The organism is Acinetobacter sp. M5A5_2a, assembly GCF_053345265.1.
Genome location: NZ_JBKEZV010000003.1, coordinates 20593 through 44136, shown reverse-complemented (window position 1 = coordinate 44136; position 23544 = coordinate 20593). Strand labels below are relative to the sequence as shown.

Below are 23544 nucleotides of genomic sequence, written 5' to 3'. Positions count from 1 at the left end.
AGTCTTTTTGATTAATCGTTATTGCCATAATCCAGAGCAATAACAAAATATTTAGATGTCACTTTTGTGGGGATGAAAAAAAACGCTTCAAGGGGAAAATGAAAAAAAACTTATCTTTTTTGGTCATTTTTTAACAGGTTGTGAAGAGTTTTTATTAAATTTAAAGCACAAAATAAAAGGGACTATTTTCATAGCCCCTTTTATTAAAAAAAATAACAATATTAAACAACAAGTTGTTGGTTATTTAACAATTCATCCAATGTTGTATTTACATGATTCAAAGTAATCAATGAAATACTACTAAACATTGTACCTTCACCATCTCGGTCAAGACTAATAGTCGTGTTTCCAGCATCTTGCTCTACAGTAATAAATTTGGCTAATGTGCTCACATCTTTAGAATAGTCAATTAATAGTTCACTTAAATCAATTTTGTCTGCTTGAGTATCAGTTCTTACATCACCTAAAGTAAAATCTAACACTGTGTCATGTCCATTTCCGCCTGTCGCATCTTGGCTATTTAGCAATTGGAACAGAATGGTATCGGCACCTTCATTAGTCATATAGGTATCGTTACCTTCACGCCCATTCAAAACGTTATTACCAGAGTTACCTGTTAAAAGATTATCTAAAGCATTACCTGTTGCATTTAGATGAGCAGAACCAACCAGCTCCAAGTCTTCAACATAACGACCACTTTCTAGACCTGTCGACCAATCAGAATATCCAACCAAACTATAACTAACAGAGCTAATTATTTTATCGTGTCCACCAAAATCAACATCTCGATAGCCAGATTCAACCAGTTGACTCTGCCAATAACCGCTTTCTACGAAAACATCTTGATAGTGGCTAGTATCTACCCAAACATCTTCATAACGACTCAGATCAACATAAACGTCTTCATAATGACTAGTATCAACCCAACCTTCCTCTGAACGTATATAGGTCAATTCATAACCTTCTTGCCATTGCCCATTCGCAAAATCATAATATTGTTGTTCATATCGACTATAATCGCTATCTGACGTGCCATTATCAATATAAGTTATACCATTCTGATTTTGATAAACATTTTGTACAGTTGAATAACCACTTGTGACCAATTGGGAATCATAATAACCATCAACAAACCATATCTGTTCGTAATGACCTTCAGTGAACCATTCTGGATATGTATAGCTATCATCAATCCAGACATCTTTATATATTGCATACGGCTCAACAATATATTCTTGAACAAAATCACTTATATGATCAACTATATAAATATTATCTGTAGCATCACCTATAAACTGATCAACCGTGATCGTATGTAAGTCACTAATCGCTTTGCTGATAGTTTCACTACGATTTCCTGCACGATCAATAACAGTAATATCAAATGATGTCGCATTCTCATACATATAAATAGAGAAAGTTCCATCTGCCATGACCATAGTATTTGTTACAAAAGGTTCTTGATCAGCAAAATGATATGTAACTTCAAGAGTAGCCTTACTTTCTGCATGCCCCGTCAGCTCGTCCCATCCCTTCATGGCAAGCTGTGTGGCTACATTCGGTACTGTTGTATCATTTATAGCAACAACCGTTGTACCCCTACTCTCATTTTGATTGGCATCAACTACTTTTACCGTCAAGGTTTCACCATGCCAATATTGTGACCATAAGTATGTTGTGAAACTTCCATCATTTCTGACAGTAGTTTGACCAACTAAATTATTATTATCATCAAAAATATTAACAGTTGAATATGCTTCCGCTTGTCCTGAAAGTACATTTCCATCTTCTAAGACAAGCTGAGTTGCTGCATTTGGCGCGACGATGTCTATAGGTGCGGTAATTTCGGTGTAAGTGCTTAGATAGCCATTTTGTTCCACAACAATGCGTAAAGTCTGTCCACTCACCTGAGGTGAGTACAACTGGATATTAAAGTGCCCTGTTTCATCTACAGAACCACCACCAATATAATTAGTATACACATCAAAAATATATACATAACTACTTGCTAAAGCAGTCCCCTCAATAAACAAACCATTTTCAGAAACAACAACATGCTCTGCTGATGGAGGTGCATTAGTATCTGCATTAAAAGTAATATTCAATGGTGTACTTATATTTTTGGCTAAATCTATTACCGTGATAAATAACTGATCTCCACGTAATATAGGTGGATAAATACTAGCATTGAAATATCCTAATTCATCCGATTGAGATTCTGCTCTTAAATTCCCATCCGCATCCATTACCTGAATGATTGCTTTTGAATCAGTGTGGCCTGAAATTCCCTGACCATCATTGTTAATCACCACATCGTCAATCACTGGAGCAATATTGTCTAAAGGCGCAATAATTTCAGAGATTGGGCTATATAGATTTGTATTTTGGTCATAAACTCGAACTTGTAATATCTGTCCCTTTAGATAATAGTCATTTAACTCAATAGCAAAACTACCATCTTCGTTCATCACACTGTTCCACCCCCAATTAATGCTTTGACCATCCGCGGATGTAACAACAATCGTCATTCCTACTGTCGCCTTACCTGTAAGAATATGGCCATCAACATCCAATTTTAGCTCTGTTGCAACAATTGGTGAGTTCGTAAATACAGGTACTAACTGATGAGCAACTTCACTTCGGTTACCAGCAATATCTTTGACAACAATACTCAAATTTTGTGTCTGATATTGACTCAGATTGATCCATTGATAAAATTTTCCATCATATCCAACATACATTGTTGTGATAACTGCACCATATTGATCAATAATTTCAACAGTTGTATTTGGTTCAGCCTCACCAAAAAGCAATCCGTCTGAGGCTAATGTAATATTTGCAGCAGCTGGCGGTGCGACATCATCAATTAAAGCATTTTGTTTAACCTCAATACTTCGGTTACCCGCTATATCTACAACGATGAAAGTTAATTCCTCTCCATGTAAATAGACTTGATTAAAATAACCTGACACATTACCAGCACCATCTACATAACCAGAACCTATCACCTCACCCGCAGCATTTTTGACTTCAATCCGAGTATTTACTTCTGCTTGCGCCGTAAAGTTTTGACCGTGTGAGTCGAGCACAATATTCTCAATCGAATTTGGTGCGATATCATCAATCAAAGCATTCTGCTTGATCTCTGTACTGCGGTTACCCGCTCGATCAACGACAACAAAAGTGAGCTCTTCACCATGTAAATAGACCTGATATAAGTAACCAGAAACATTACCCATGCTATCGGTTGAACCAGATCCTACAACCTCACCAACAGCATTTTTAACTTCGATTCGACTATCTGCTTCCGCTTGCGCTGTAAAGTTTTGACCATTTTCATTCAAGACGATATTTTCAATCGGATTTGGTGCAATATCATCAATTAAAGCATTTTGCTTAAACTCAACACTTTGATTACCTGCTTTATCTATAACGATAAAAGTGAGTTCCTCACCTTTTAAATAAACCTGATTGAAATAGCCTGTCACATTACCAGTGCTATCGACATCACCATAACCGACAAACTCACCCGCAGCATTTTTGACACCAATAAAACTATTGGCTTCTGCTTGTGCCGTAAAATTTTGCCCATTTTCGTCAAAGATGATGTTTTCAATTGGATCTGGCGTAATGGTATCCACCAAAGCATTTAACTTAAGTTCGACACTTTGATTGCCCATTCGATCTATAACAACGAAAGTTAATTCTTCTCCATGTAAATAAACTTGGTAGAAGTAACCTGTCACATTACCTGCGTTATCTGCAGAACCATGACCTATTAACGCACCCTCAGCATTTCTGACTTCTATATTACTATTTGCTTCTGCCTGCGCTATAAAGTTTTGACCGTTCGCATCAAGTACAATATTTTTAATCGGATTTGGCGCAATATCATCAAATGGAGCTTTTATTGAAACAACATCACTCACATTTCCAGCTCGATCTTTAACAGTAACTGTGAATTCTTGTCCATGTAAATTAGAGCTACCCAAGAAAATAGTGAATGTACCATCAGCATTTACACTCTGACTCCACGTATTCACCTGTTGACCATTCTGATCAAAAATCTGGATGAATGTATTCGGCTCAGCCACACCAGAAAGAGATGAACCATTTTCATTGAAGGTAAGATTACTTACAGCCGCGGGAGCAATATCATCAATCGGTGCTTTTACAGTAACTTCACCACTCAAATTACCAGCCCGATCTACAACAACTACTTTAAACTCTTCGCCATGCAAGTAGTTACTGTATAAAGAGATGTTAAATGTTCCATCCCAATTAACATTATTATTCCACTGATTTACCAATTGACCATTCTGATCAAATATTTGAATCGTAGCATTTGGCTCAGCCATACCAGTTAGATATGAACCATCTTCACTAAATACTAAATTAATAGCTTTTTCCGGTGCAGTATTATCGATAAAGGCTGTCTGTTTTACTTCAACGCTGCGATTACCAGCTTGATCAATCACAACAAAAGTGAGTTCCTCACCTTTTAAATAAACTTGATTCAAGTATCCTGAGACATTACCAACACTATCTACATAACCTGAACCTACAACCTCACCCGCAGCATTTTTAACTTCAACTTGAGTATTTACTTCTGCTTGCGCTGTAAAGTTTTGACCATTTTCATTGAAAATGATGTTTTCAATCACATTTGGAGCAATATCATCAATTAAAGCATTTTGTTTAACCTCTGCACTGCGGTTACCAGCTCGGTCAATTACAACAAAAGTAATTTCTTCTCCATGTAAATGAACCTGATATAAGTAACCTGAAACATTGCCCATGCTATCGGTTGAACCATACCCTATGACTTCACCAGCAGCATTTTTGATTTCAATTTGAGTATTTGCTTCTGCCTGAGCTGTAAAGTTCTGTCCGTTCGCATCAAGTACAATATTTTCAATCGCATTTGGTGCAACATCATCAGTTAAAGCGTTTTGCTTGATCTCTGCACTGCGGTTACCAGCTCGGTCAACGACAACAAAAGTGAGTTCTTCTCCATGTAAATAGACTTGATATAAATAACCTGACACATTACCAGCGCCATCTACATAACCAGAACCTACGACCTCACCTGCAGCATTTCTAACTTCAACTTGAGTATTTGCTTCCGCTTGTGCTGTAAAATTTTGACCGTTTGAGTCAAGTACAATATTTTCAATCGGATTTGGTGCAATATCATCAATCAAAGCATTCTGCTTAACTTCTGTACTACGGTTACCCGCTCGATCTACAACGATGAAAGTTAATTCTTCTCCATGTAAATAGACCTGATACAAGTAACCAAAAACATTGCCTGTACTATCTGCTGACCCATAACCTATGACGTCACCATTGGTATTTTTAATTTCAATTTGGCTATTTGCTTCGGCCAGAGCTGTAAAGTTCTGACCATTGATATCGAATACAATATTTTCAATCGGATTTGGCGCGATATCGTCATTCAAAGCACTCTGCTTGACCTCTGCACTGCGGTTACCAGCTCGATCTATCACGACAAAAGTGAGTTCCTCGCCGTGTAAGTAAACTTGCGGGAAATAACCAAATACATTACCTGAGCTATCCGCATAGCCAGAAGCAATCTTATTTCCAGCCTGATCTAATACATCAATAGAGCTTCCAGCTTCTGCATGAGCTGTAAAACTTTGGCCATTTTCGTTAAAGATGATATTTTCAATCGCATTTGGTGCAATGGTATCAATTAAAGCATTTTGCTTAAATTCGACACTTCGGTTACCAACTCGATCTATGACAACAAAAGTAAGTTCCTCACCATGTAAATAGGTTTGATTGAAAGAACCAGAAGCATTACCAGCACTATCTGTAGAGCCCCAACCCATCTGATTACCTAATGAATCAAAAACTTCAATCTGACTATTTGCTTCTGCTTGCGCTGTAAAGTTTTGACCGTTTGCATCAAGTAAAATATTTTTAATTGGATTTGGTGCGATATCATCAAGTGGAGCTTTAATTGAAACAGCTTCACTCACATTTCCGGCTTGGTCTTTAACAGTGACCGTGAATGCCTCTCCATGTAAATTATTGCTACCTAAAAAAACAGTAAATGTACCGTCCGAGTTAACGGTATTATTCCATATATTCAATGGCTGACCATTATGATCAAAAACCTGAATCGTAGTATTCAGTTCTGCTACACCCGTAAGATATGAACCATCTTCTGAGAAAACTAAATTACTGGCTGGTGTAGGAGGAACTGTATCAGCGGTAATTACAGTATCGGTGCTTACTTGTCCACGAGCATCCTTAATTGATAAGAACAACTGCTCACCATCAACAAGAGGGCGGTCAAGCTGGAGTTTAAAATAACTTGATCCATTCCAGCCGTTATCTTCACCGACTTTAATTTCAGCTACGACTTCACCTTTGGCATCTTTAACAATGAGAGTACTATTATTTTCAGCTTGCCCACTTATCACTCCGTCTGAAGTAAAGCTATCTACATATGGGGCAAAAGCATAGTTAGGCGCCTGTATCTGAGCAGCTAAACTTACATTTCCATTTACATCTGTAGCCGTGACATAAACTGTCTCAGCATTGGTTAAAAACATACCTAATTCTATCGAGAAACTTCCACTCTCGTCGGTCCAGTTATTCCAAAACCATTTATTAAGAATGTTCCCTTGTCCATCTTTAACCAAAATTTCAGAGAAAGGTTCTGCATGACCATAAACTAAATCGCCAGCATCATTGAAATTTGAATCTGTTGGAACAGGTGGAGGAGTCAGATCTACAACAATATTCTGCTCAGGGCTTATCAAACCTTTATTATCAATAATTTGAACGGAAATTTGCTCTCCATCAATTAAAGGTCGGTTTACACTCAAGCTAAAATGACTAAATTCATTCCCACTATTGTCATCACCTATTGTAACTTTTCCTAATTCATTTCCCTCAGCATCACGCACAATTACCGTACTATTATCTTCAGCAAAACCAGAAATTAAGCCTTCTTGTGTAATACGTTCAACATGTGGAATATAAGCAAAGTTTGGAACTTCGATTAGGGCTTCACTCGTATTTTGATTTTTATCTACTACTTGTACGGTAACCGACTCACCTTCTTTTAAAAATTGGAACACAGGTAAACTTGCAAAGCCTTGTTCATCTGTAACACCGTTAGCGATTAGATTTCCTGTTCCGGAAAACACAAGAATAAGGCTGTTAGGTTCATTGACATGTACTGATAAAGTTTCGCCACTGATATCAAATTGTGGAGTTTCTAAAAATACTGCGGGCGTATAGTCTGCGGTAATATATTGCGGATGGCCTGAAACATTATCTTTATCTGTAGAGATAATAATTTGAGTACCTTCCTTCAAAGGTTGGTCAAGGGATAAAGTAAATGGTCTGACTTCACCTAATTCCATTACACTAAAAGGCGTAATACCTGAGCCCTCAAATGCAATAGAGTTAAACTCTTGTAGAATATTTCCATTCTGATCTTTTACAATAAAATGACTACCTTCAGTCGCATAACCAGTGATCACACCTTCTGGACTAATTCGTAAAATACTAAGAGCTGGAACTTCAGTAACTAGTCCAATTGATGAATTTTCGCTGCTGTATCCATTATAAGTAGCAACTGCATAAACTTCTTCATTTGAACTAATTGAAAGGTCTTGTAGAGTAAATTTACCCTCATCATTAGTTATTGTACTTGCAAGCCAATTACCATTTTTATTGTAGATATCGACTTTACTTCCTTTATATGCGCTACCCGAAATGATAGCTCCATCTATATTATTAAAAGTTAGAGAATCTAGTATTGGTGAATTCGGAGTATGATCTACATTATAATTTTGAATCTGTTTAATAATCGCTGTATTGCCAGCTTGATCAGTAAGGCTAATATCAATTGATATATTGGTTTGCGATTCTTCTGACCACAAGAACTCTGCTGGAATTTCAGCAACCCATTCTTGGGTTAGCTCATCAAAATGAAAGTTATAAAGAACATCATTTAAGGTAGTATTTACTGTAGTCAACGCGCTGTTTAAATCTGTTGGTAAATTATCGATTTCTAGTTTTATCGAAATAATCTGATCTTTTTCAACTAGACTTATCTTATTATCTTCAGTAATTGATTTAACAGTTACTGTACTTTCTTGAATATTTAAAGAATTATCTACCACCACTTTTTGTACAGCGGTTTCAGATGTATTACCTGCAAGATCTGTCACTACAGTTTTATATTGGTAAACACCATCAGCTAAATCTTTTTGATCAGCTGTTGTTTCCTGCCAAGTCTTTCCGTCATCTTTAGAAATTTCATAATGATCTAGTAAAGCTGCTTGTTCGCCGATAACAACCGGTTGGGCTAACTTCAAAGTAAAACTATTATCTTGTGTGATTTGGTCTGCTGCTGAAACACCTGTATCGGACAAATCAGATAAAGTTAGTTCACCTGCTTTCGGCGCCGTTGTATCAACAACTACTTTTTGGACAGCAGTTTCTGATGTATTCCCTGCAACGTCTGTCACCACAGCTTTATAAAGATAACTTCCATCAATCAAATCTTTCTGAGCTACTATTGTTTCCTGCCAAGTCTTCCCTTCATCTTTCGATATCCAGTAAGTGATTTGGCTATTCACTTCTTGTCCGCTAATTATTAAGTTAAAAGTTTTATCTTGTGTGATCTGGTCTGTTGCCGAAACACCTGTATCGGACAAATCAGATAAAGTTACTTCACCTGCTTTCGGCACCGTTGTATCAACAACTACTTTTTGGACAGCAGTTTCTGAGGTATTCCCTGCAACGTCTGTCACCACAGCTTTATAAAGATAACTTCCATCAATCAAATCTTTCTGAGCTACTATTGTTTCCTGCCAAGTCTTTCCGTCATCAGTAGAAACCAAATACGTTACTCGGGTGCCACTTTCTTGCCCTTCAATCTTTAAATTGAAGTTTTTATCTTGCGTAATCTGGTCGGTTACATAAACACCTGTATCGGACAAATCAGATAAAGTCAGTTCACCTGCTTTCGGCGCTGTAGTATCCACAATGACTTTTTGTATAGCAGTTTCCGAAGCATTTCCTGCCCGATCGGTTACTACAGCTTTGTAAAGATAACTTCCGTCAGCTAAATCTTTTTGAGTTACTGTTGTTTCTTGCCAAGTCTTTCCTTCATTAGTAGAAACCAAATACGTTACTCGGCTGCCACTTTCCTGCCCTTCAATCTTTAAATTGAAGTTTTGATCTTGAGTGATCTGGTCTGTTGTTGAGGCACCTGAGTCCAAAAGATTTTTGAGAATCAAATTACCTGGCTCAGGAGGGGTCGTGTCTTTAGGATCTTTCCGTGACAATAAAGCAATTGTTCCTGCACCAGCCAAAACACTGGCCACCCCAGTCCAGAGAGGTACAGAAGATGATGAGTCTATAAACTTTGCTGCATCTTTTACTTCTAAATAATTAACAGTAGTCTGTCCGGTAGCATCTTCACCTAAACTGGCAGTCCAATAACTCTGCCCTTCATTTAAAAGAATTTGCGGATTTTCGCTAATAAAATAGTTTTCTAAAATAATTTCAGTTCCATCTTTTAGATGAATAATTGCATTATTTCCCTCTCTTGTTATTGAGGCAATTTTTTCTGGACTTATATCGATTTTTGCGATTTCTTTAGGATCTACTACAATAGTTTTTGTCTGGCCTACATCAATATCAACTGTATTATTTTTTGAAGCGTTATTTGCCATTAATGATACTTGTACCATTTTTCCACCATGAAATTTTAAATAATTATTAAGTTTTTCTAAAATATTAAGAAAAATAGATACTCACTTTAATAAAATATTATTAAAGATCATAAAACACTAAACCCTTATTATAGCTGCATAAAAATTACGGCTTTTTATATAGTTAAAAATTTTTATGTATTCATTAATATTATTTTAAAATGATAAAACATTTAGAATGTTTTTCTATTCCCCATATATAGAATTTAAAGCTTAGGCATTGTAATGGATAAAATTTTATCAATCTACTCTTAAGTTAAATGTCTTATAGAATTTTTATAAATTAAGTTAATTGAAAAACCTTTAAATCATAATTAAACCAATAATGATCAATTTCCCCCTCATTTGAAATGACATTAAAACTATTCGGAACATGATAATGCAAACGGCTAGATGTCGCTGTCCCTGCATGAATGTCATAAATAGGATGATCTATTTCTAAATGATAGATCTGCGTCAAATCATATACAGCAGTTTTATGTAGATGCCCATGTAACATACCGAATAGCCCTGTGGTACTCCATTTTTCGAGAGCCATTTTTCCTAATACAGGACAATCTTTAATACCATGCTCGTCATCAGGTGGAGTATAAAAAGGCTGATGAAAAACCACTAACTTGATTTTATTCGCGGGCCCTTGCTGTAATCGCTCATATGTAGCTTGTATTTGTTCAATCGAAATATGCCCACGTGTGTGATAACGGCGGCGTATACTATTTACGCCAACAATATAAAAATGCTCAGTTTCTAATGTTGGTTCAAGCTGACCAAAAAAATATTGATAGCGAGTAAATGGAGAAAAAAAACGGTTCCAGACATGATACAAAGGAATATCGTGATTACCCGGTACAATAAGATAAGGAATATTAAGACTATCTAAAAATTGGCGACAATTATAAAACTGTTGATATCGGGCACGCTGAGTAATATCTCCACTCACAACAATAACTTCAGGTCTATGTTGGGTACAAAAAAGCCGAATCGCATCTAAACAGGCCTCAATTTCTGTTCCAAAATGCAAATCAGACAGATGTAGTAACATTTGGCACCATAATATTTAAAGCATTCTTTTCTACAGTGAAATTTAATGGTGTTTTCATCTCTAATATTTCACCATCTAAAGCCACGGTAAGTTTTGATCTTTTTGCACAATCTACCATCACATGGTCTGCACAAAAACTATAAACATCTTGTGCCTCTTCTACTTTGCCTTGAATCCACTGCCACAACATGTTTAATAAACTAAGCCTATCACTTTTTGTAATGACCACTCCAGCGACTCGCCCTTGTGCAGCACAATCCGCAATTCTTAGTTTCATATCACACAATTGCAATTGATTATTACCAAAGAAAATTAGAGGTGTTTTGACTGGATATTTCTTACCATCAACCGTAACGGAGAGTTTCATTGATTTATTTTCTCTTAATAAAACGTCCAAAGCCGAGGTATAGGCATGTAAAGGCAAACGACCTAAGTATTTATTGTAGAGCTCGCGTTTTTTTATAAACAATGGATAAAGGCCTAAGCTCGCATTGTTCAAATAAATGTGATCGTTAATCGTCGCAATATGTACAGAACGTGGTGTACCTGTAGCGATGACTTCAGCAGCTTCTAACAAATCTAAAGGAATATCTAAAACTTTAGCGACATAATTAAAAGTCCCCAAAGGTAAAATTCCCATAGGGATATTGGTATGTCGAAGTTTTGAAGCGACTGCATTTAACGTCCCATCCCCACCAGCTGCAACAACAACACCTAAATTTGCACTTTGACTATGCCGATGGATGACTTTATTCATCAAATCATCAAAGGTGACATCCTCTGCTAATTCAAAAACTTGTATTTCAAAACCAAAGTCGGTAAGTACAGTCATTAATTGTTCATACATATCTTCATGTTTCGAAGCATGAAAACCCGATTTCTGGTTGTAGATGATAGAGAGAGGTTTTAAAGTCCGCATTTTTATTATCTTAGAGAGGATTTACCCTATATTTTGTATAGAAAATCGCCTAATAAAAGTCTCTTTATGTAAATTTCGAATGATGATCATTTGTTTAATCAATAATAATTCTCAAGAAAAATTTAAACATCAAGTTATTGATTTTTAAAAAAATAAATAATATAAATAACACACATACAACATAAAAATGTAAAGAATAAAATACACCAAAAAACAATAAATTGATGATTTTAATCAAGAAAATTTAAAAATCAAAATATCTATTTCTTATTCTTTAGTCTTATTTTTTTTATGATTTTATGCTTTAATACAGCCACTTTTTTATTTGATCTTTCATTGTACCTCAATGAATGACTTGTACATTGTTGTACATATTTTGAATAGGCCTCACCATGACCACAGTGAACGCACCAGAATTCGTTCGTCATCCTAAGCTTATCGCATGGGTTGAAGAAATTGCAAACGTAACCAAACCAGCAAAAATCGAATGGTGTGACGGAAGCGAAGAAGAGTATCAACGTCTAATCGACTTGATGATCGCTAACGGCACCATGCAGAAATTAAACCAAGAAAAACATCCTGGTTCTTATCTTGCAAATTCTGATCCATCTGATGTTGCGCGTGTTGAAGATCGTACCTACATTTGCTCTCAAAAGAAAGAAGATGCTGGTGCGACAAACAACTGGGAAGAACCAGCTGTTATGCGTGAAAAGTTAAATGGTTTGTTTGAAGGGTCAATGGAAGGTCGTACAATGTACGTTGTGCCTTTCTCTATGGGTCCACTTGGAAGCCATATTGCTCATATCGGCATTGAGTTAACTGACTCTCCTTACGTTGCTGTTAGCATGCGCAAAATGGCACGTATGGGTAAAGCAGTTTATGACGTGTTAGGTACAGACGGCGAATTTATTCCTTGTATTCATACCGTAGGTGCTCCACTCGCTGAAGGGCAAAAAGACGTTGCATGGCCTTGCAACCCTGAAAAATACATCGTTCATTACCCAGAAACTCGTGAAATCTGGTCTTACGGTTCTGGTTACGGCGGTAACGCATTACTTGGTAAGAAATGTTTAGCACTTCGTATTGCTTCTGTTATGGGACGCGAACAAGGTTGGTTAGCTGAACATATGCTTATTCTTGGTGTAACTAACCCACAAGGTGAAAAACACTATATCGCTGCAGCATTCCCATCTGCATGTGGTAAAACAAACTTCGCAATGTTAATTCCACCAGCAGGCTATGAAGGCTGGAAAATTGAGACTGTAGGTGACGATATTGCTTGGATCAAACCAGGTGAAGATGGTCGTCTATACGCAATCAATCCAGAAGCTGGTTTCTTTGGTGTTGCTCCTGGTACAAATACCAAGACCAACCCTAACTGTATGGCAACTCTTCACAAAGATGTTATCTATACAAACGTTGCGGTGACTAATGATGGCGAAGTATGGTGGGAAGGTCTTTCTAAAGAAATTCCAACTAACTTAACTAACTGGAAAGGTCAACCTCACGTAAATGGTGAAAAAGCTGCTCATCCAAATGCGCGCTTCACTGTTGCTGCTGGTCAATGCCCTTCTATCGATGCTGACTGGGAAAATCCAGCAGGTGTTCCGATTTCTGCATTTATCTTCGGTGGTCGCCGTGCAGATACGGTTCCTTTAGTATCTGAAGCTTTTGATTGGGTTGATGGCGTTTATAAAGCTGCAACTATGGGTTCTGAAACTACTGCTGCTGCTGTTGGTCAACAAGGTATCGTTCGTCGTGACCCATTCGCGATGCTTCCATTTGCCGGCTACAACATGGCTGACTACTTCGATCACTGGTTAAGCCTTGGTGAAGAAGTAAGTACAAAAGCTGAAGCTGCTGGTAATAAATTACCAAAAATCTTCAACGTAAACTGGTTCCGTCGTGATGCTGAAGGCAACTTCGTATGGCCTGGTTTCGGTCAAAACATGCGTGTTCTTGAGTGGATCATTGACCGTTGTGAAGGTCGTGCAAACGCTGTTGAAACACCAATTGGTCTTGTTCCAACTTACGATGACTTGAACTGGGAAGGTACTGATTTCTCTAAAGAAGAATTTGACCTTATCACAGCTCAAAATAAAGATCAGTGGGTTACTGAAATTGAAAGCCACACTGAGTTATTCAATAAACTTGGTGAACGCTTACCAAAAGCATTAAAAGAACGTCAAACAGCTTTACTTGAAGCTGTAAAAACTGGCTTCTAATTGCTAAATATAAAAAAGGTCGCTATATGCGACCTTTTTTATTATGCGGCATCATCTTTTTGTCTACGTCCAGCCAAATAGCTTTCCAAATTTTTTACTTGTTTTTCATCAAATGCCAAACCTAGCTTAGTTCTACGCCACAATATATCTTCTGCCGTATTTGCCCATTCATTTTCACATAAATACTGAACTTCAGATTCAAATAAACCGTGACCAAAATCTTGTCCTAACTGCTCAAGAGTTTTTTGCTCATGCAAAATATTCCAAACTCGAGAGCCATAGGCATTTGCCCAGCGCGTAGCAAGCTGCTCAGTTACCCCTTCCACTTGGTTTTGAATCCTTATAACTAAATCTTCAAGTGTGGTCCAATTCTCTGCACCAGGTAATACTTCATTTGCGGTCCACTCCTCTCCCATCTCTATGAAAAATGGGCTAAGTTGTTCCAGAGCTGATTCCGCTAATTTCCGGTAGGTCGTAATCTTTCCACCAAATACAGACAGCAAGGGAGTGGTTTTATCTTCCACTTGCAACGCCACAGTATAGTCACGGGTCACTGCTGAAGGATTATCCGACTCATCATCACATAAAGCTCGCACTCCAGAAAACTGACTTACAATATCTGCGCGGGTGAGCTGCTTTTTAAAATGTGAATTTGTCACTGCTAAAAGGTAATCAATTTCTACTTCTGTAATCTCTACCTTTTGAGGATCATCCAAATATTCATGATCTGTCGTACCTATTAATGTGTATTGTTCTAAATAAGGAATGGCAAACACGATACGTCGATCTTCGTTTTGCATAATAAAGGCCTTATGGCAATCATACAGTTTAGGCACAACAATATGACTTCCTTGTATAAGCCGAATTTGATATGGCGATTTTAATTGTAGATTTTCACTAATAATTTCCTCGACCCAAGGACCTGCTGCATTCACTAAGGCTTTTGCACGTATTTGATAAAGCTCAGCCCCAGTTTGTAATTCCAGATGCCACAACTCTTGATGTCTATAAGCCTTAATACATCGTGTTCGTGTTATAACTTTAGCCCCATTCTCTTTCGCTTGTAGCGCGTTTAATACGACAAGACGTGCATCATCTACAGTACAATCAGAATATTCAAAGCCACGAGTTATAGCTGGTTTTAACGGACTATCTTCTTTGAAATATATGAGATTTGACCCTAATAATTTTTCTCGTTTCCCTAAATGATCATAAAAAAATAGGCCTGCCCGAATTAACCATGCAGGACGTAAATGTGGTCGATGAGGCATAATAAAACGCATTGGTTTAATAATATGAGGGGCTTTAGCCAACAAGACTTCACGCTCTGCTAAAGCTTCTCTAACCAACCGAAATTCTTTATGTTCTAAATAGCGTAAACCACCGTGAATTAATTTACTGCTCGCAGATGAGGTATGACTAGCTAAATCGTCTTTTTCACATAAAAATACGGATAATCCGCGGCCTGCTGCATCATTAGCAATACCGACACCATTAATACCGCCACCAATCACGGCAATATCATATATTTTTGAATAATCATTAGCTTGTACTGTCATTTCTCATTTTCTTTTTATTGTTTATGTTATTAAAAATTAAAACATCAAATTGATAAAACAACAATCAAAAAAGCAGAATAATCAATTTTAAATACCTATCAGGTTAGCTCGTCATTGATTACTCTGCGATTTAATTAGTTTAAGAGGAAATCAATCCTCTGCCCAATTTTGACTACGTTGAACTGCCTTCAACCATCCCTTATACATAACTTCAGTTTCTTCAAGACTGGTACGTGGCTCGAAAACTTTTTCTATTGCAGACTTATTCCTTAATTCATTTAAATCTTGCCAAAAACCCGTTGCTAGTCCAGCAAGAAAAGCAGCACCTAAAGCCGTTGTTTCTTTCATAGTGGGTCTTTCAACTGGAGTAGCTAAAATATCAGCCTGAAATTGCATTAAGAAATTATTAGCTGTTACTCCACCATCAACTCGGAGTGTTCGAAGCTCTTCTTCTGCATCTTGCTGCATCGCATCAAGTACGTCTCGTGTCTGGTAAGCAATTGACTCTAAAGTTGCACGAATAATATGCTCTATACTCGCTCCACGAGTGAGTCCAAAAATTGCCCCTCGAGCGGTCGGGTCCCAATATGGCGCACCTAAACCTGTAAAGGCAGGTACTACATATACGCCATTACTGTCCTTTACACGTGTTGCATAAAGCTCCGAGTCTTTAGCGTTCTTAATTACCTTCAGCTCATCACGAAGCCACTGTACACAAGAGCCTCCATTAAACACAGCGCCCTCTAAGGCATAGTTCACTTCACCATGTGCACCACAAGCAATCGTCGTCAGTAAGCCATGCTCTGAACGGACAATCTTTTTACCCGTGTTCATTAAAAGAAAACAGCCTGTACCATAAGTATTTTTTGCCTGTCCAGGTTCTACGCACATTTGCCCAAAAAGTGCAGCTTGTTGATCCCCTGCTATACCTGCAATTGGAATTCCAACCTCTTGCCCACTAATTGTATGTGTATAACCATACACCTCCGATGAACTACGTACCTCTGGTAGCATAGCTTTAGGAATATCTAAAGCTTGTAAAAGTTTCTCATCCCATTCAAGCTTTTCAATATCAAAAAGCATTGTTCGCGAAGCATTGGTGAAATCAGTGACATGGGCTGCGCCATTGGTTAATTTCCAGATTAACCATGTATCGACCGTACCAAATAATAACTCCCCTCGCTCGGCCCGTTCACGGCTTCCTTCTACATGGTCTAGAATCCATTTTATTTTGGTGGCAGAAAAATAAGGGTCAATCACCAAACCTGTCACTTTACGGACGTGATCTTGCCAACCCGCCTTTTGTAATTGATTACATATCTCTGTCGTTTGACGGCTTTGCCAAACAATTGCATTGTAAATAGGTTTTCCTGTTTTCTTATCCCATACAATTGTGGTTTCCCGCTGGTTTGTAATCCCAATTGCCACAACTTGTTCACTCTTAATGCTAGCTTGAGCCAATGCCTCTACCCATACCGCACTTTGTGTCGCCCAAATTTCCATAGGATCATGCTCGACCCAACCTGGTTGAGGATAAATCTGGGTAAATTCTTTTTGAGCAATACTTACAACGTTAGCATCATGATCTAAAACAATTGCTCTTGAGCTTGTTGTTCCCTGATCGAAAGCGACAATATATTTTTTCGGGCAATTTGACATCTGAACGTCCCTTTCATTATTTACACACACTAGCTCATGACGATAAAACATCATGTCTAACTGCATTATTCAAAATTTTCTTTGGAATATATCATTGTTTTTAACGCATATATTGCTTCTTAAACTAAACATTGGTCATTCTTGATCAATTTTCTTATCTTTATGGGAAAATAATGTGCAGTAAGTCAAAATTTAGCTACAAGAACATGCGAATTGTCTAATTTGAAATCACATAAATATTCAACCTATCCCTTTGCTTAAATAATAAACATTGTTTTACAGACATAAAAAAAATAAAGTGAAATACTCCTCTGGATAATATGTAAAAACGGAATAAATTCTCTCTTTTTTAGCATTCAACCCAAGCGAAACATGGAGCGACCCATGGTTGATCAACCCTCTACAGCAACAACTCCACAACCTCATTTAGATACAAAAACTCGCCTAAAATCAATTTTAGGTGGTTCTGCTGGTAACCTTGTCGAATGGTACGACTGGTATGTATATGCCGCATTTACGCTCTATTTTGCTCATGCATTTTTCCCAAAAGGGAGTCAAACAGCACAGTTGCTACAAGCAGCTGCAATTTTTGCTGTAGGTTTTTTAATGCGCCCAATCGGTGCATGGATTATGGGAATCTATTCAGACCGTAAAGGACGTAAAGCAGGTCTTACGCTTTCAGTCACTTTAATGTGTGTCGGTTCTCTACTCATTGCAGTCACCCCTTCCTATGAAAGCATTGGCGTATTCGCTCCACTACTTTTAGTTGTCGCACGTTTAATTCAAGGTTTAAGTGTAGGCGGTGAATATGGTGCAAGCGCCACCTATTTAAGTGAAATGGCTGAAAGAAATCGACGTGGTTTTTTCTCAAGCTTTCAATATGTAACCTTAATTGCAGGACAATTGACGGCTCTATGTGTTCTCTTAATATTACAAATCGTATTAACCGAACAACAGTTGCATGATTGGGGATGGCGCATTCCATTCTTTATTGGCGCTTTACTTGCTATTGTTGTGTTCCGTATTCGTCGTGGCTTATTAGAAACGCAATCTTTTAAAAATGCTCAAGCTGAAAAAGACCAGCCACAATCAGGCATGTTTGCTTTATTCAAGCACTACCCCAAAGAAGCTTTTACAGTATTATTTTTAACAGCTGGCGGAACTTTAGCTTTTTATACTTACACCACTTACCTACAAAAATATTTAGTGAATACTTCCGGATTTACAAAACCCGAAGCCACTCAAATTACCACTTTAGCGCTATTTATTTTCATGTGCTTACAACCTGTAGCTGGTGCTTTGTCAGACCGAATCGGACGTAAACCACTCATGATCACTTTTGGTGTAACTGGGGTTTTATTTACTTATATTTTATTTAATACCCTTGCAACCACACATAATTATTGGACTGCTTTCTGGTTATGTTTGGCAGGTCTAGTCATGGTAACGGGATATACATCAATTAATGCCGTGGTTAAAGCTGAACTTTTCCCTGCTCATATTCGGGCTTTAGGGGTAGCTTTACCCTACGCGATTGCCAATACCTTGTTTGGCGGTACAGCAGAGTTCTTTGCTTTGAGTTTTAAAGAGGCTGGTCATGAATCTTGGTACTTTATTTATGTAACTATTATGATCTTCATTTCACTCATTATTTATATTTTTATGAAAGATACTAAGCATCATTCAAAAATTAAAGAACATTAATATTTTACCAATAAGCGCTAATATCGCCAGCCGATGTTAGCTTAAATCGTGCGATTAAGCCCCAACAATCGTTGTGTTTATGAGATACTAGAGATAAGAATATAAGGATGATACTGATGAATAGAAGTATTTTATGTTTGGCATTAAGCAGCATGTTTATTTTAACTGCTTGCCAGACCACCCCTCGACAATATAATGGTTCAACTGGCTATCAGATTGAAAACCAAACAAAAACTTCCGCAACTTTAGCTTATACATTGGCTAGCCGTACTAATCAGCAATTAGATGAACGTAAATTGCAACGCGCTTGTCAAAATGTATTGGGTGCTCAAAAAGTTTATAAATTGTCAGTTCTCAGCATTAATGAGATTTCAAACCCATCTCAACAAGAACATTATGGTGTTCAATTGGGTGAAACTCGTGCCTCATTTGGTTTATCTAATACACCGAGCTTAAACAACGGTGAAGATTATGCGACTCGTCAAGCGCTTGAAGCACGCCCGAGTACGCTAAAAGTCGTTCGTTATACTTGCTCATAATATAAAAAAAAGACGCTGTTTTTACAGCGTCTTATAAAAACTTACATTTCTAAATTCTTTAGCTTCATCAAGGTCTGGCCATGTTGATGCACTTCTTTCATCAATCTTTTGATATTTAGGATGGCTAAAGTTTTTAACACGGCTATCTGCGACCCAGACTTCTGGCGCAAACTTTAAAAACTCATCTAAGAAGAAACGGTTACACTGGTCATATAACACATCAGCAGCCAATAAAATATCAACTTGCTCTGCTTTATATAAATCGTCTAAATATTCCAGCTCTACACCATTAAGCAATGCATTTTCACGGCAAGCATTTAGACTAACCTTATCAATATCACAACAAATTACTCTTTTAGCGCCAGCCATTTTTGCAGCTATAGCGACCACACCAGAACCTGCGCCAAAATCTAATACTACTTTATCTTTAACATGATGCGGCTCTGCAAGCAACCACTGCGCCATCGCCAAACCAGATGCCCAGCAAAAAATCCAGTACGGCGTGTCATTCCAAATACGGCGAATCACTTCATCATCTAAGCGATCAGTTGGAAAAACTGGCGGAATCAACCATAAAGAAATAGATGTTTCTGGTAACTGTTGTACCATCAACTCACAATGAGGAATCACTTCATGCAAGGCTTGAAGTAAATGTTCAGGGGCTTTGGCAAATTGAAAGGTGCAGCTCATAAATAAGCTCAACAATTTATAATTACTATTTGATCATCTGCATCGCGAGCAAGACTAAAACAGTGGCTTAAAACATGATAGTGGTTAGTTACTAAAAATACGTTAGTTCAATTCCACTGCTTTATTTACAGCAACTGTTTTGGTCTTGCGTAGCATTCGCTACTCATCCCGAAAGAAAAGTAACATACGAGCTTAACATTTGCGTTAAACGGTAGGACGCCGTCGTGAATTTAAATTAACCTAAAGCTTTTTCAGCAGCTTCTACAGTTTGACGAATCAAAGTTGTAATTGTCATTGGGCCTACACCACCTGGTACTGGTGTATATGCAGAAGCAATTTCTTCGATACCTTGTAGCTGGATGTCACCTACACCACCGCCATCACGTGGATGGAAACCAGCATCGACAACCACTGCACCTGATTTAATCCAGTCTTTTTGAATAAGTTCCGCCTTACCCACAGCACCAACAATAATGTCAGCTTGTTTCACAAGCTCAGGTAAGTTTTGTGTGCGTGAATGACAAATCGTTACTGTTGCATTAGCTTGCAAAAGCATCATTGCCATTGGTTTACCTAAAATTGCTGAACGACCAACCACAACTGCATGTTTGCCCGCAATTTCAATGTTGTTCTCTTTTAGAATAGTCATAATGCCGGCTGGAGTTGCTGAACCATATGCAGCTTCACCCATTGCCATACGACCAAAACCGAGGCAAGTCACGCCATCTACATCTTTAGCTAACGAAATCGCATCAAAACATGCGCGTTCATCAATCTGTGCAGGTACGGGATGTTGTAAAAGAATACCGTGAACATCTGGATTGGCATTAAGCTTTTCGATTTCTGCTAATAATTGTTCTGTTGTTGTTTCTTGTGATAATTCAATTTTTAAAGAATCCATCCCTACTCGACGGCAGGCATTTCCTTTCATGCGTACATAAGTTGCAGATGCGCCATCATCCCCAACCAAAATAGTCGCCAAAATCGGGGTACGACCTGTTTTAGCTTTTAAAGCCTCAACACGTACCGACAAATTTTCTTCAATTTGCTTTGCTAATGCACGACCGTCTAAAACCAATGCCACAGCACATCTCCAAGGTAGACATGAATTTAATATGCCAATAATACATGATTATTTGGACAATTTTATTCTAGATGTTGCTTTTATGTTCATCTTCACTAAAAACAGTATTGTTTTTTCTGTAAAGGTTGCTAATATGTGCATCACCAAATGTAGGCGGGGTGGCAGAGTGGTCATGCAGCGGACTGCAACTCCGTGGACGCCGGTTCGATTCCGACCTCCGCCTCCAAATTTGGTAAAGCCCGGGTGGTGAAATAGGTAGACACAGGGGATTTAAAATCCCCCGCCCACAAAGCGTGCCGGTTCGAGTCCGGCCCCGGGCACCATTTTCTAATATTGAAAATGGTGCCATAAAGAATCCAGCGTAAGCTGGTTTTTTTATGCCTATAAAAAATAAAGGATGCTGCTTAGCACCCCTTACTCTACCCAATATATCTAAGCGGTTTTTTGCTTATCTTTTTCAGGTGTCAAATTCATATCTAATACCAATTGATATTGTCGACTTGTATCTACTTTATATTCTGCATTTTTAATTGAATCTACAAAAATCCAGTCCGACTGCACCTGTGCTTGATCCAACGTAACCAACAAATAGCCTCGCTGATTTAAATTACAATAAGCCAATTCATCAATAAGCGTAGTAAAAGCAAATTCAAACTGCTGTAGTTGAGCCATTGGAATACTTAAATATTTTTCGAGGCCTGGTGAAGAAACTGAACTTGTCGCCAATTCAACCCCAACATATTGACCTTTTTGGCTATACAAATAAGATGCCCATGCATTATGAGTATCGCCTGCCAGAACAATAACTTTCTTATTCAAACTAGCTAAGTTTTCATATACGGTTTCACGTTCAGCATAATAACCATCCCAAGCATCGAGGTTATATGGCACCACTGTTGTGACTCGCGCTTTCTCTTGAGCAGTTAATGTTGGATCACCCTGTTCTAATCGCAATTTCAAGGTGACTAGCTCTGTAATTTGCGCATTCATTTTAGCCAAGATTTCAGCCGAAGCCCCACCTGAAGTAATTTGCCCTAAAGACAACAATAACTCAGCAGGAATCCACATCTTACTCATTAGAACTTGCTGACCAATCACATTCCATGTTGCTGTAGATTGCTTCAATTTATCAACCAACCAATCCCTTTGTGTATAGCCCATTAAAGTACGCTTTGGATCAGTTAAGTCGACCTGAAACTTTTGAGCATTCAAACCAGCAGCTGTCATATAATCAGCATATTCAAGCTGTTTATCACGCGCAATAATACGCGTATCCAACATCGTCAGCTCAACCAATGAACCAAAATTAAACTGTCGGTAAATATTTAGATGATCTGTGTTAGAAACTGGGCGAATAGGCATCCATTCAAAATAAGCTTGTAGAGCAGCTAATTTACGATCAGAAAAAGACCCTTCATCACTTTGATGATTTTCGGCCCCATCACGCCAAGTATCATTTGCTAACTCATGGTCATCCCAAATTACAATAAAAGGATGACGCTGGTGAGCTGCTTGCAAGTCTTTATCTTGACGATAAAGTGCATAACGTTTGCGATAATCATCTAGTTTGATAATTTCTTTATTATTATCTGTTGGTAAGGTTCGACCAAGTTTTGCTGCATCTTCCGCCGCATAGCCATCTGCCCCATACTCATAAATATAATCACCTAAATGAATAATGACATCGACATTCTGCTTTGCCATTTCACGGTAAACATAAAAGTAACCTGCCGGATAGTTCGAGCAAGAACATACGGCAAAAGTAACTTTATTAGTACTTATTGGTAATGTTTTAGTTTGACCGACAGATGAAATTTTATTCCCAAAACGGAAACGATAATAATAAATGGTATTCGCCTGTAGTCCTGCTGCATCCACCTTCACCGTAAAGTCGTCAGTCTTGGTCGTTTCAACCATCCCCGTCTTTAAATTCTGCTTAAATTGATTATCATTGGCAATTTCCCAAGTAACTTTAAGGCGTGCACTAAGATCTACTGGTGTTAATCGCGTCCATAAAATCACTTTATCTTGCAAAGGGTCGCCACTCGCAACTCCATGTAAAAAATCTGCTTGTGCCTCTGTACTTTCATCGTTTGAGCCATCATTACAACCCGTAAAAGCTACGGGCAAAGACAGTGCCCCAAAACCGAATAGACTTTTTTGAATTAATTCTCGGCGTGAAATTTTCTCTGACATACAACTACCTAAGTTTTAAGCAATGAGTGCCTTAAACTTAAGTAGATAAGATGAACAACTGATCTCAATTTGATGAAGAAATTATGACTTAAGTAGATCTTATTTTTAAATACATGTACGAACTGATTGAAAATAAAGCAAACTATCTGATTTTCTCTTG

11 protein-coding genes and 2 tRNA genes are annotated in these 23544 nt (G+C 37.9%); 5 read left to right on the top strand and 8 right to left on the bottom strand.

What is annotated here, in order from left to right; translation table 11 throughout:
- Nucleotides 1-221: 221 nt before the first annotated feature.
- The 3 genes from blp1 to ACLBWE_RS04740 all read right to left on the bottom strand — a co-directional run bounded on the left by blp1 (nt 222) and on the right by ACLBWE_RS04740 (nt 11728).
- Entirely contained in the window at nt 222-9746 is a 9525-nt protein-coding gene (gene blp1 / locus ACLBWE_RS04750; protein ID WP_447601478.1) for a biofilm-associated Ig-like repeat protein Blp1, read from the bottom strand.
- Between the two features lie 304 nt (nt 9747-10050).
- The gene (locus tag ACLBWE_RS04745) at nt 10051-10809 is read right to left on the bottom strand and encodes a metallophosphoesterase family protein (RefSeq protein ID WP_447601476.1); all 759 of its coding nucleotides are present in this window, start codon (nt 10807-10809) and stop codon (nt 10051-10053) included.
- Complete coding sequence (locus ACLBWE_RS04740) at nt 10790-11728, bottom strand: diacylglycerol/lipid kinase family protein (RefSeq protein WP_424612250.1); 939 nt, start codon at nt 11726-11728, stop codon at nt 10790-10792. The genes ACLBWE_RS04745 and ACLBWE_RS04740 overlap by 20 nt, the downstream gene beginning before the upstream one ends.
- Nucleotides 11729-12120: 392 nt before the next feature.
- Between ACLBWE_RS04740 and ACLBWE_RS04735 the strand changes: the two genes are divergently transcribed.
- Nucleotides 12121-13953: a phosphoenolpyruvate carboxykinase (GTP) gene (locus tag ACLBWE_RS04735; RefSeq protein ID WP_004643846.1), complete on the top strand. Its 1833-nt coding sequence runs from the start codon at nt 12121-12123 to the stop codon at nt 13951-13953.
- 41 nt (nt 13954-13994) lie between these two features.
- Here the strand turns inward: ACLBWE_RS04735 and glpD are convergent, their stop codons facing one another.
- Both glpD and glpK read right to left on the bottom strand, forming a co-directional pair.
- The gene (gene glpD, locus ACLBWE_RS04730; protein WP_447601473.1) at nt 13995-15512 is read right to left on the bottom strand and encodes a glycerol-3-phosphate dehydrogenase; all 1518 of its coding nucleotides are present in this window, start codon (nt 15510-15512) and stop codon (nt 13995-13997) included.
- A gap of 150 nt (nt 15513-15662) precedes the next feature.
- The gene (gene glpK, locus ACLBWE_RS04725; protein ID WP_447601471.1) at nt 15663-17171 is read right to left on the bottom strand and encodes a glycerol kinase GlpK; all 1509 of its coding nucleotides are present in this window, start codon (nt 17169-17171) and stop codon (nt 15663-15665) included.
- 372 nt (nt 17172-17543) lie between these two features.
- Between glpK and ACLBWE_RS04720 the strand changes: the two genes are divergently transcribed.
- Together ACLBWE_RS04720 and ACLBWE_RS04715 are read left to right on the top strand one after the other, a co-directional pair.
- The gene (locus tag ACLBWE_RS04720) at nt 17544-18875 is read left to right on the top strand and encodes an MFS transporter (RefSeq protein WP_080027650.1); all 1332 of its coding nucleotides are present in this window, start codon (nt 17544-17546) and stop codon (nt 18873-18875) included.
- 116 nt (nt 18876-18991) lie between these two features.
- A complete protein-coding gene (locus ACLBWE_RS04715; RefSeq protein ID WP_092709423.1) occupies nt 18992-19414 on the top strand; it encodes a hypothetical protein in 423 nt (140 codons plus the stop codon).
- A 21-nt stretch (nt 19415-19435) separates the two neighbouring features.
- Here the strand turns inward: ACLBWE_RS04715 and ACLBWE_RS04710 are convergent, their stop codons facing one another.
- Together ACLBWE_RS04710 and folD are read right to left on the bottom strand one after the other, a co-directional pair.
- The gene (locus ACLBWE_RS04710; protein WP_447601469.1) at nt 19436-20104 is read right to left on the bottom strand and encodes a class I SAM-dependent methyltransferase; all 669 of its coding nucleotides are present in this window, start codon (nt 20102-20104) and stop codon (nt 19436-19438) included.
- A gap of 235 nt (nt 20105-20339) precedes the next feature.
- Nucleotides 20340-21188: a bifunctional methylenetetrahydrofolate dehydrogenase/methenyltetrahydrofolate cyclohydrolase FolD gene (gene folD / locus ACLBWE_RS04705; RefSeq protein ID WP_005038726.1), complete on the bottom strand. Its 849-nt coding sequence runs from the start codon at nt 21186-21188 to the stop codon at nt 20340-20342.
- Between the two features lie 152 nt (nt 21189-21340).
- Between folD and ACLBWE_RS04700 the strand changes: the two genes are divergently transcribed.
- Nucleotides 21341-21414 (top strand) — tRNA-Cys (locus tag ACLBWE_RS04700).
- Nucleotides 21415-21425: 11 nt separating this feature from the next.
- A tRNA-Leu gene (locus ACLBWE_RS04695) sits at nt 21426-21511 on the top strand.
- Nucleotides 21512-21620: 109 nt separating this feature from the next.
- Here the strand turns inward: ACLBWE_RS04695 and ACLBWE_RS04690 are convergent.
- Nucleotides 21621-23384, bottom strand: coding sequence for an alkaline phosphatase D family protein (locus ACLBWE_RS04690; protein ID WP_447601467.1), 1764 nt, complete (start codon nt 23382-23384; stop codon nt 21621-21623).
- Nucleotides 23385-23544: the final 160 nt, after the last annotated feature.